This window comes from Candidatus Nitrotoga sp. M5 (assembly GCF_927904885.1).
Lineage (GTDB): Bacteria > Pseudomonadota > Gammaproteobacteria > Burkholderiales > Gallionellaceae > Nitrotoga.
The window spans coordinates 13,661-25,138 of record NZ_CAKMNW010000012.1; the positions used below are offsets into that span (position 1 = coordinate 13,661).

Annotated in this window: 9 protein-coding genes; 4 read left to right on the forward strand and 5 right to left on the reverse strand. The window is 46.2% G+C overall.

Annotated features, from left to right (window positions below):
* Positions 1-346: 346 nt before the first annotated feature.
* From MJ770_RS04465 to MJ770_RS04485, 5 genes are all read right to left on the reverse strand, one after another.
* Positions 347-664 (reverse strand): c-type cytochrome, encoded by a 318-nt coding sequence (locus tag MJ770_RS04465; RefSeq protein WP_239250401.1) that lies wholly within the window; start codon positions 662-664, stop codon positions 347-349.
* A gap of 497 nt (positions 665-1,161) precedes the next feature.
* A complete protein-coding gene (locus MJ770_RS04470) occupies positions 1,162-2,025 on the reverse strand; it encodes a universal stress protein (RefSeq protein WP_239250402.1) in 864 nt (287 codons plus the stop codon).
* 14 nt (positions 2,026-2,039) lie between these two features.
* Complete coding sequence (locus MJ770_RS04475; protein ID WP_239250403.1) at positions 2,040-3,515, reverse strand: SulP family inorganic anion transporter; 1,476 nt, start codon at positions 3,513-3,515, stop codon at positions 2,040-2,042.
* A gap of 356 nt (positions 3,516-3,871) precedes the next feature.
* On the reverse strand, positions 3,872-5,176 hold the full coding sequence (locus tag MJ770_RS04480; RefSeq protein ID WP_239250404.1) for a putative bifunctional diguanylate cyclase/phosphodiesterase: 1,305 nt from the start codon (positions 5,174-5,176) through the stop codon (positions 3,872-3,874).
* Positions 5,173-6,714: an HD-GYP domain-containing protein gene (locus MJ770_RS04485; RefSeq protein ID WP_239250405.1), complete on the reverse strand. Its 1,542-nt coding sequence runs from the start codon at positions 6,712-6,714 to the stop codon at positions 5,173-5,175. Before MJ770_RS04485 ends, MJ770_RS04480 begins: the two co-directional genes overlap by 4 nt.
* A gap of 1,018 nt (positions 6,715-7,732) precedes the next feature.
* Here MJ770_RS04485 and MJ770_RS04490 point away from each other — a divergent pair.
* The 4 genes from MJ770_RS04490 to MJ770_RS04505 all read left to right on the forward strand — a co-directional run bounded on the left by MJ770_RS04490 (position 7,733) and on the right by MJ770_RS04505 (position 11,472).
* The gene (locus MJ770_RS04490; RefSeq protein ID WP_239250406.1) at positions 7,733-8,779 is read left to right on the forward strand and encodes a DUF475 domain-containing protein; all 1,047 of its coding nucleotides are present in this window, start codon (positions 7,733-7,735) and stop codon (positions 8,777-8,779) included.
* 268 nt (positions 8,780-9,047) lie between these two features.
* On the forward strand, positions 9,048-9,623 hold the full coding sequence (locus MJ770_RS04495; protein ID WP_239250407.1) for a TerD family protein: 576 nt from the start codon (positions 9,048-9,050) through the stop codon (positions 9,621-9,623).
* 228 nt (positions 9,624-9,851) lie between these two features.
* The gene (locus MJ770_RS04500) at positions 9,852-10,559 is read left to right on the forward strand and encodes a TIGR00266 family protein (protein ID WP_239250408.1); all 708 of its coding nucleotides are present in this window, start codon (positions 9,852-9,854) and stop codon (positions 10,557-10,559) included.
* Positions 10,560-10,890: 331 nt separating this feature from the next.
* Entirely contained in the window at positions 10,891-11,472 is a 582-nt protein-coding gene (locus tag MJ770_RS04505; RefSeq protein WP_239250409.1) for a TerD family protein, read from the forward strand.
* Positions 11,473-11,478: the final 6 nt, after the last annotated feature.

Below are 11,478 nucleotides of genomic sequence, written 5' to 3' on the forward strand. Positions count from 1 at the left end.
CAGTCAATCACACAAAAAACTGGCAGGTCCAATTTCGGTCTCCAGGTGCTCACAGATGTCCTGCCATCCTCAGGGTAATGATTTTCCCCGCTGCCTAGCTCGCTTTCCATCAACTGTGATGGATTATCAGGTAGGCATGGCATTCTTCATGGAACTAAAAGTCATGAATTTTGGATTGGTGTTCAATCCTTACCCCATGACGTCATGAATTGCTAGCCCAGTATTTAAGGCTTACTGGCCCGCTATGGCTCCTCGACATATACAGGCGCAGCAAAAGAGTTTAGTTGAGTTGCTATAAAAAGTTTGCATTTTTTATTTGCAAAATCAAAGGCAGTTGTCAAAGTGCTCACTTGAACTTATAGAAATTCTTGTTGAGATAGGCCGAAAGGTCTAGTTTTTCCTGTGGGGTAACCTGTGAGGAAAAATTAGCACGTACATTACGAATGCATACTACAACTACTTCCGCTAGTTGCTGCGGATCCTTCACCTTGCTGTTGGGGCGCGTAAAGATGTCATTGCCGTTACCGCCCATCATGCCGTCGTGGCAACTGTTACATTTATATTTGTCGAATACTTCTTTACCCGCTTCAGGATGACCCTTGGCAAAGGGATCGGCTTGTGCTGTACCACACAGTAATAAGAATATAGCAATAAATTTCTTCATGGCTAGGCTCCTTGTATAGTTTGTGATCAGGGAACACGCATCAGAACAAATGGATGCGAGTCGTAAGATGTAGATTACGCCTAATCTAAAGAAATAACTAGGTGTCAAGCCACGCCTATTTATAAACACGTTTAAAAATAAATCTGGTTTGCTTGTGTGGGTGAATTTGCAATGGCTGGATGGGCGTCAGGTGATTCGAAGCACGCTGCGAATATAGCGGTTAGAGACATTTAACATTTAATAGCGCGTCAGAGTCGTATCCACCTTCATGTCCCTAGCAAGAGGGTTAGATATATATCGTGTAAACCCGGATAATCCATTAGGCAATTTAACCAGCCTCCCCCTTTGAAAAAGGGGGGTTTGAGGGGGATTTTTGTGTCCCTGCAATGCTCAAATCCCCCCTAGCCCCCCTTTTTCAAAGGGGGGAATGCGAAGTCATCGCACGAATCAGGTCTAATGGATTATCTGGGGTAAAGCCTCATGAGTCATCTCATGTATCAGCGCAGCAGCAATGTTGGAATTTTCGCGGCGCGCAACATATCCGATGTCTTGCTGCCAAGCAGCAGGCTACGCAGCGGCGAGTGGCTGTATGCCCCCATGATGAGGATGTCGATGTTTTGCTCGCTCACCGTTTTGGCAATGATGCTTTCGGCGTCACCCGGGATCAGTGCAGCCTTGATATCAAAGCCTGCCGAATTTATCGTTTTCTTGGCCCATTCGAGTTGTTTGGCTGCTTCCTGACTTTCTTTGCCGGACATCAAAAGGTGTATTGGCAACCCTTTGAATAATGGACTGGCAGCGACCATCTCGATGCCTCGTCGAGTCACGATACCACCATCAAAGGCGATCATGACCCGACGGGGTTCGGTGAAATTTTCAGTGATAGTGAGAATGGGCTTGTGTAAGCTACGCACCACACGCTCGACATTACGGCCCAAGTCACGTTGTGTGTGCTCAGCCGACTGGCCTCGTCGGCCTAAAACAAAGAGGCGAACACCGTTCTCTTGCTCTGTCATCGTCTCTACTAAATTTCCGTGCCGTTGCCGAACGTCGGGCGACTCGACACCTGCAGCGATGGCGCGTTCCCGCAGACGGTTAAGGAATAGTCGTCCTTGCTCACGAGCAGCCTTGCTGCGTGACGCATCTTCGTTGGACAGTTCGTTTAGCAGGTGCTCTTGGGCATCGAAGCCAATCGCTCCGCTGTGGTCATTGCCGGTAGAAATTTCGGGATGGCGGTCAATGACGTGCAAGAACTCCAGCGGCGCATTCATGCGTTGTGCGGCCCATGCGGCATAATCGGCTACATAGTCGGCAAAATGCGATTGGTCCACGCAGGCGAGGATTTTGTTTTCGATCTTCATGGTGCGGCTCCTTCTCAGTGGCTCGTCAGTGTTTCTTCGGCGCCATCCTTGTCGTGTACTGATAATTTGTCGACTAACATTTTACTCGCCTCGTTCAGGCCAATTACCTCCACCTCGGTGCCTTCACGACGAAACTTGATAACCACCTTGTCCAGTGCGCTGATCGCTGTAATGTCCCAAAAATGCGCGCGGCTTACATCGATGCGAACCATTTCGATGACTTCCCGGAAATCGAACGAATTGATGAAACGATCGGCTGAGGCGAAAAATACCTGGCCTGTTATCGTGTAGGTACGAACACGACCTTCCCCTTCTGATTTCGAGCGGACGAGGAATACTTGGCTGACCTTGTGCGCGAAGAAAAAGCCCGACAGTAAAACGCCAGTGAGCACACCCTTGGCCAAATCGTGCGTGGCTACGGTGACTACCACAGTGGCCAGCATCACCACACTAGAACTTCTGGGGTGTTCACGTATGTTACGGATGGATTCCCAATTGAAGGTGCCGATGGATACCATGATCATCACGGCAACCAATGCCGCCATCGGAATAAGAGCCACCAAGTCGCCAATGAACACTACCATGATTAACAAAAATACACCTGCAACCAGTGTTGATAGTCTTCCGCGGCCCCCCGACTTTACGTTGATTACCGACTGGCCGATCATCGCGCAGCCTGCCATGCCGCCAAGAAAGCCTGAGGCTATGTTGGCTACGCCCTGGCCGACGCACTCGCGATTTTTGTTGCTTGATGTGTCGGTCAGATCGTCGACGATAGAGGCAGTCATCATGGATTCGAGCAGGCCGACTACCGCCAGCGTTGCGGAGACAGGAAAAATAATCTGTAGCGTCTCGAAATTCAGTGGCACATCAGGCAACAGAAATATCGGCAGGCTGTCTGGTAGTCGCCCCATATCGCCGACAGTGCGTATATCCAGACCCAGGCCAATTGCTACAGCGGTCAGCACGACGATGGCAACCAACGGCGATGGTACAGTTTTCGTGATGTAAGGGAACAGGTAGATGATGGCCAACCCAGCCGCCGTCATCGCATAAACGTGCCAGCTAACATTGGTTAACTCGGGCAACTGCGCCAAAAAAATAAGGATGGCCAGCGCATTGACGAAGCCGGTGATAACTGAACGCGAGACAAAGCGCATCAAGGCACCGAGCTTCAACCAGCCTGCAATAATCTGAAGCATGCCAGTCAGCACGGTAGCGGCCAGCAGATACTGCAGACCATGGTCCTTGACCAACATCACCATGACCAAGGCCATCGCACCGGTTGCGGCAGAAATCATGCCGGGACGCCCACCGGCGAAGGCGATTACGGCGGCAATACAGAAGGATGCATAGAGTCCGACTTTAGGATCAACCCCTGCAATGATCGAGAAGGCAATAGCTTCTGGGATGAGGGCCAGCGCGACCACGAGACCCGCCAGCAAATCATTTCGGACATTGGAGAACCAGTCCTGTCGTATGGAATTCATCGTAAATTATGTTCCGTTATCGATGCCGACCAAGGGACGGCAGTGGGAAAAGGCAATCAAATGCAAGGGCGCTTTTTGGTTAGTGGAACAACAAAAAAGGAAAATTTGACCCTGAGAAAGAAGGCAGAAAGACTCAACTATGCTTTGGCCCCCTGCGAATGAATGGATGTACGAATTACTCGCGAGAAGAAGGGTTACATCGGTGAGTGTCCAGTTACGCTATCAAGCCCTCCATTTTAACTTGGAATGCGGCCGTGCGGCAAACGAAGAGACTGTAAAACCCCACTCTGGCCCTTCGCAAACTCGCCCCCTTCTATAAAAAACGATCAATATAATCATAGCTTTATCACAGACTTTCAAGTGTGATGACGATACCAATTGACAAAATCTATGTCAGACAGAGCGCGGCTGTATAGAAAGCCCTGCACCAGATCGCAGCCAAGGTCGCGTAACAGGTCGAATGTTTCCTGATCTTCCACCCCTTCTGCCACTGTGGTCAGGTTGAAATTTTTGGCTAAATCAATAATGGTACGGACGAGATGTTTGTCCTCGCGTGATTTATGTATGTTTCGAATGAAAAGTATATCAATCTTTAGTTCCTGCACTGGAAAGCGCTTAATGTACGCTAGCGATGAATAGCCGGTGCCGAAATCGTCGATTGCCAGGCAAACGCCAAGTTCTCTTAGTCTTAATAACATTGCGATGGAGGATTCAAAATTATTAATTATTAAACTCTCCGTGATCTCAAGCGTAAGGTTCGCTGCGGGTACGCCCCAAAGGTCGAGTGTTTGCTGGATTATTTGTGGAAGCTCCTTGTCTTCGAGCATTTTAGGCGGAAGATTGACGCTTATTCCTATATCTATGCCAGCTTTCAAAAAAACGGCTGTATGGCGCAGTGCCGTATTAAGAATCCATAGAGTTAAAGTGTTAATCAGGCCTGCATTCTCTGCAATTTTGATCAATGTGCTTGGATTGATCGCACGTTGACCTGACGCTGTCCAACGCACTAGAGCCTCAATGGAGACACAACGACCGGTTTGAATATTGATTTGCGGCTGGTAGTGAACATGCAATTCGTTCGCTTTGATGGCATTACCAAGTTCAATGTCGAGACCGCAATAAGCGTCTGTCGCAATTTGATCTTCAGGCTGATAGACGTGGTATCCCTGTTCATTGGTTGCGGCGATGTCTGATGCGATGTCGGCATACATTAATAATTGACCTGCATCATGGCCAAGTTCTGGAAAGTTGGCGATGCCGATATATGGGCGCAGCGTGACTGGATAATTATTGGCAATAAATGGCTTATACAATTCTGAAAGAATTTTGATCGCTGCCAGGATACTTTGAGCATTATTGGCAAGGTCAGGCAAAACAAGACATATCTGTTCGTCAGAAAAGTGTGCGTAGCGATCAGCGTCCCGCAACAGAGTATCAAGGCGTTGATCGGTGTAATTTGTGATTGATTGTGCAGAAGTGTCGCCAATGATGGCGTCCAGCCGTTTGGCGCGCCTTAACTTCATAATTAGAACGGCTGATGCGCTGGATTCGCCCTTAGCGATTTTATTACGCAGGAAATTAACCAGTTGAATGTGAGTTAACTGGTGCTGTGTCGGCGTAGCGTTAAATTGATGCGTCGGATGAGGGCTGTGGTCGATCATGCAAGGTAGTACTCTCGAACAGCAAGGTCGTAAGCGCCAGTTGGCAGGCCGCGTAGAATATGAATTGCTGCTGTCATTTCGGGCTGACAAAGTAAATCTAATGTAGCGGGATGCGGCACCGGACTTTTGTTTGAGTCACTAATTATCAGTACACGTGGTTTAAGTCGGCGTACCTTGCTCTGGCTGATAACGACGGCGACTTCACCAGAGGACAGCTCGACCAAGGAGCCAACCGGGAAAATGCCGATTGTTTGGATGAATTGCTCGACCATTGAGTCAAGGTAATATTCACCACTCATAGTGCTTATACTTTTCAATGCCTCATAGGCTGACACGGCTTTGCTATGAGTACGTGTATTGGTCAGCGCGGTAAATGAATTTACGATTGCAGCCATTCGCCCGAACAGGCAGATGTCACCTTTAGATATTCCTGCAGGGTAGCCGCTCCCGTTTTCTCGCTCATGGTGTTGGGCGATACCTTCTAAAATGTCGTTATGCAGATCAGGCGTCTCTTTAAGTATTTCAAGGCCCAAGCGTACGTGGCTTTTAACTATTTCAAATTCATCTAGTGTCAGCTGGTCATTCTTTTGTAGCAGTTCGCTCGGCAACTTTATGTTTCCAATGTCGAGCAACAATCCGGTGATACCCAGGCGCTCGAGAAAATCTTTAGGTAAACCTATATGTCGACCCAGCGCAATCAGATAAACGGCTGTTTGGAGCCCGAACCCATAACTAACAGTATCCTGTTGACGTAATTGCATGATCAACATCAGCGCATTAGGATTTCGCACCATACTGCCTACTACTTCCTGAATCACGATTTCCACTTCTGCTATGTCAAGGTTTTTGTCGGATTGCAGGTCTTGAACAAGGCCATGCAGCACCTTTTCTGTAAGTGTATAAGCATTATCGGCTGGAGCAAACTCCTCCTCGACAGGTCTGACATTGTTGTAAATCGTTAATTCGACGCTATCAGGAACAAAGGCAGGTCGCTTAACATCAGCAAGATGTAGTTCAGTTATTGCAGGATTTGGATCGGAGCCAACAGTATGTTTTTTAGTCTCATATTCATCTTTTGGATTATTTTTTATTTTTAAGAATTTTTTTGTTTTAGCGAATAACGAGCCCAGTAACCCCACTTTAATATTGGTTTCTGACGATGCGTCTTTAATTTTCAGGTCGACAGGGGCTTGTACGTCAGCTAGCTTTTTCTTAATTGATTCAGGTGCAGAATAGTCGACGATAGAAGTATGGCCAGTGCTGACGGGAGTATGATTGCGGCTGATGGATGGTGTGATGGAATTTAATCTTTCTAGCTTTGCTTTACTATCAGAGGCAGGTTCAGCTGCTTGAAGTTCTTGAGCAGATCTGTCCCAATCAATTACAACGAATTTACAGTACTCTTGTAATTGTCCGATCTGTTCAACGTTTTCGATCAGTAACCCCTGAAGCAGGAATGGTGTATCAAGCCAAGGTCGATCAAGGTCAGAGACGTACATGCCAATCTTGAGTTTGCTGGAAGGAATCGTTGTGCTCATACTGAATAAGTGTAACGTACATTTTTTCCAAAATACTATACTCAGGGCCTGTTAAAAAATTGCCCCCGCCTTTGTTACGGAAATACATACAGGCAAGTATTATAACCAGCATTCGAGTACACAATAAATTTAGCGGGTGGCAAAGAAATAACCTGGCGATTTCGGGATGACTTAACAACAGTTCAATTGCAAAACCTATATTATCAAGTCCATTACCACGATTTTAACGCACCTATATTTATTTTGACGGCCAATTAATTTTAATCAGGCAGCCCTGTTCGACTTAAAAGTAATCGGCTGAAAACTGAGCTGAGCGGTGACTATTTCGCTGCATTTTTTGGCAATAGAATGACTATCTACCTTGGACAATCATCAAACTTCAAATGGTGTAAGCCGGCATTTCTCCGCAAGGTAAAAGCTCGCAAAATTATCCTTCGTTCCGCTCAATTTACGAGATGATTCTTTAAGTTCGACAAGTTGCCAGACAAACTTTAATTTCTTCTGCCAGAAAGGCATCATGTGCGTCTGGTTTGGAACTATGTAGCACATCAGCACCTCAAAGCCGTATTGCTCCATCAAGGTGCGTCGAGATAAAGCGGCGCGATCGCGCTGTAAATATGGGATATTTCCCTTTCTGTGAAGTCAAAGTAGGCCGATTCGTCAGTAGAAAGAGGAAACCGGAGTTGTTCTGGATGGAATTAGCAGTAAGGCGTGTATGAGCAGTCAACATTTTTTTTGAGTTTTATTTTTAAACAATATTAATCATATAGTTATTTTGTTATTTGCCTTTAGTTTTATGCAAAATTCTGGCTAAAAGGTTATACTTGGCCATGTATATGAAACATTCATGGTTGGAGGTGTCAATATAACAGGAGGCATGCACGATATGTATGCAGATAACATACTCATATTTTTCACACGTCGTGATCATTCATGACGTATTCATAGTAGTTTGCGGGCAGGACGAATTTAAATTTCGTGCGTGTCAATTTCAACAGTTCCGGTTAAGAAATCAAATATGAAGCATTTCAGGGTGTCATTTGTAGTTACGTTTGTTCTGCTCGTCCTCGCGACATGGTGGGGTTACAGTATCGGTGGTCTGGCAGGCGCAGGTCAGGCATTATTTATCGCGAGTGTTTTGTCTATCATGGAGATTTCACTTTCTTTCGATAACGCAGTCGTGAATGCATCTGTGTTGCGCAATTGGGATGCTTTCTGGCAAAAAATGTTCTTGACGGTCGGGATAATTGTCGCGGTATTTGGTATGCGTTTGGTATTCCCTATTCTGATTGTATCTATTGCAACTGGTCTGGGATTGGTTGATGTGATGAGTCTGGCCTTGAATACACCCGAAGAGTATTCAAAGCATTTGACTGATACTCATGCGCAAGTTGCTACTTTCGGTGGATCCTTTTTACTTTTGGTATTCCTCAATTTTTTATTTGATCAGGATAAAGAGTTGCATTGGTTGGGCTGGATTGAGGAAAAGCTTGGCGCGCACGGCACTGAAGGTCTGTCTAATTTGTTGACTCTACTAGCTGTGTTCGGCTGTATGTCATTGGTTCCTGAAGCACAGAAACTGTCGGTACTGATGGCAGGTGTCGGTGGTATCGCAGTATATTTGTCCGTTAGTTTCCTCAGTGGCCTGTTGGAGAATGAAGTGGGTGATCCGAGCGTCGGCGACGTGGTTAAGCGCGGTAGTATAGGCGGCTTTCTATACTTGGAGGTGTTAGATGCGTCGTTCAGTTTTGATGGCGTTATAGGCGCCTTTGCAATCACTAGTGATGTGGTTATCATCATGTTAGGTTTGGCAATTGGTGCCATGTTCGTACGTTCGATGACAGTCTTTCTGGTGCGTAAGGGCACATTAGATGAGTTCGTTTATTTGGAGCATGGTGCGCACTACGCGATCGGTATCTTGGCGCTCATTATGCTGGTAAGCGTCAAATTTCATATTTCGGAATGGTTCACCGGCTTGTCCGGTGTGGCTTTCATTGGCTTGTCTTTATGGTCATCAGTTCGCTACAATCGAAATCAAAATGCGGCAGTAGAACCAGTTAAATAATTTATGTTTGGACGAAAAAATCGAGAATGCTCAGTTTTCAATGTTTGCATCACAACGATAACTGTCTAGGTAGAAGCGAAATGCTGGTTGAGCAGCTTAAGCGTTGCTGGTCTTCGGCGAGATCTATCGTTAAAATAGCGAAAAAGGCAATTTAAGGCAGTAGTGTAAGGCTATGCGGACGTCCTGCGTGCGCTGGCAATTCATCACGACGTGTATGTACGGTAACAATGTCACCACGGTTGTTAACTTTAATTAAGGAGCACATTTAATGGCAATTAGTCTACAAAAAGGCGGTAACGTTAATCTGAGTAAAGAAGCGCCATCTCTTACCAAAATGGTGATTGGACTCGGCTGGGATCCTCGTGCAACTGACGGTACAGAGTTCGATCTTGACGGTAGCGCATTCTTACTTAAGGCGGATGGTAAAGCCCGATCAGACGCTGACTTCATTTTTTACAACAATCTAAAATCAGCCGACGGCTCTGTCACTCACGCAGGAGATAATAAAAGTGGTGAAGGTGAAGGTGACGACGAGAAAATCATGATTGAGTTATCGAAAGTTCCGGCTGATATCAACAAAATCTCGATAGGCGTCACGATCCACGATGCTGAAACACGCAAGCAAAACTTCGGAATGGTCGCCAATGCTTATATCCGCTGTCTCGATGCCAATGGCGACAAAGAAATCGCGCGCTACGACTTGTCGGAAGACAGCTCTACTGAAACGGCGATGATCTTTGGCGAGATCTATCGCGCTGGTGCAGAATGGAAATTTAAGGCGGTCGGACAAGGCTTTGCAGGTGGTCTCGGCCCTTTGGCACGGTCATTCGGCATTAGCGCGTAATATATCCTCAGGGACTTTCGCGTAGATAACAAATTGTTGGATGGGCACAGTTTTATCGTGCCCATCCTTCTTTTTGATACTTATATTTATATCGGTTTGTGTAGTATCAAGTATCAAGTATGAAGCATCTTTGTTCTTATGAGCTGATGCCCAGTGTGGCGACTCTTAATAAACGGGGTCGCCGCACATATAACTTCCTCCTTCTTTATAGTTTATAGGATTCACGACATGACAGTGTTCACTTCAACCGGCGATGTTGATCCGTTTCTGCACGTTGCGATGACCAAGGGTGACAAGATCTATTGCGAATCTGGCGCGATGGTGATGATGGAAGCTGCGCTGGACCTCAAAGGACGTATGAACGGTGGTATTGGCAGTGCCTTAATGAGACGTTTTGCTAATGGTGAATCGTTCTTCCAGCAACACATCGAAGCGGTACGTGGCGATGGCGATTGCCTGTTATCACCAGCACTACCTGGCGCGATGGAAATCATCGATGTTGGAAAGTGCCAGTATTTACTCAATGATGGTGCGTTTGTGGCTGCTACATCGGGCACTGAGATGAAGGTACGTAAGCAAAATATCGGAAATGCGCTGTTTGCACAGTCAGGCGGTTTCTTCGTGATGGAAACTTCCGGTAATGGCCAGGTTGTCGTATCTGGCTTCGGTTCGATGTTTCAACTCGATGTCGTGCCCGGTAAGGATGTAATCATTGATAATTCCCACGTCGTTTGTTGGGACAGCACTTTGCAATATGTAATTTCAGTCACCACTGGCGATGGTGGTAGCGGCGGCGGTGGCATCGGCGGCATGGTAGGCAATTTGGTCAATAGCGTCACCAGCGGAGAAGGTGTCGTACTTCGCTTCAGTGGCTCGGGCAAGGTGTATATATGTTCGCGCAATCCTAGTTCATTTGCCGCACTGTTGAGAAAATAAGCATCCGATGTTGTCATTGCTAATGGTGGAAAGTGCTTTTTATTAAAAGTACAAAAGGCGCGAAAAAGTTTGTAAGTTGTAACACAGGACGCCTCTTCAATATTTGTGTAAGAAAAATATTACGGCGCGCTAACTATGAGTAGTTTATAGGATAGGCCTTGAAATTTTTCATGGTTTTGTAAATCGGACGGATCATTGATCATGATCGTAATTTTGTGTCCCGTGAGGGCTAATCTTCAGTGTCGGCATGCCATTTTGAGATGCAGAAGAATCGCATAGTTTGAACTGGTTTCAGGCAAGCAACAATTCAATTATTCTTAAGGAGAGCTGTATGGCGATTAATCTGGAAAAAGGTCAAAAAATATCCCTTGATAAAGAGGCTGGCGTTAAATTAAATAAAATCATCATGGGGCTTGGTTGGGATGCAATAAAGTCAAAAGGTTTCTTAGGCTTTGGCAGTAAGTCGCAGGATGTCGATCTCGATGCATCTTGCATTATGTTTGACCAGCAGGGCACTCAGACCGACGCAGTATGGTTTCGGCAGTTGAAATCAAATGATGGTTCGGTGACCCACACTGGCGACAATCGCACTGGCGAAGGAGACGGTGATGATGAGCAAATAATTGTTGACTTGACGCAAGTTCCAGAGAACGTAAAGAGTTTGGTGTTTACGGTCAATAGTTTTACTGGTCAAAATTTCTCTCAAATTGAGAATGCAACCTGTCGCATCGTTAATGCAAGCAACAACATGGAAGTTGCGCGATTCAATTTGTCTGCTTTGGGATCTCATAACGCGCAAATCATGGCCAAGATTTATCGTCATAATGGCGAATGGAAAATGCATGCCATCGGCGAAATTGGCAATGGCCGCACTTTTGCTGAACTGATGCCGCAAATTACGCCGCACTTATAAGTTAGT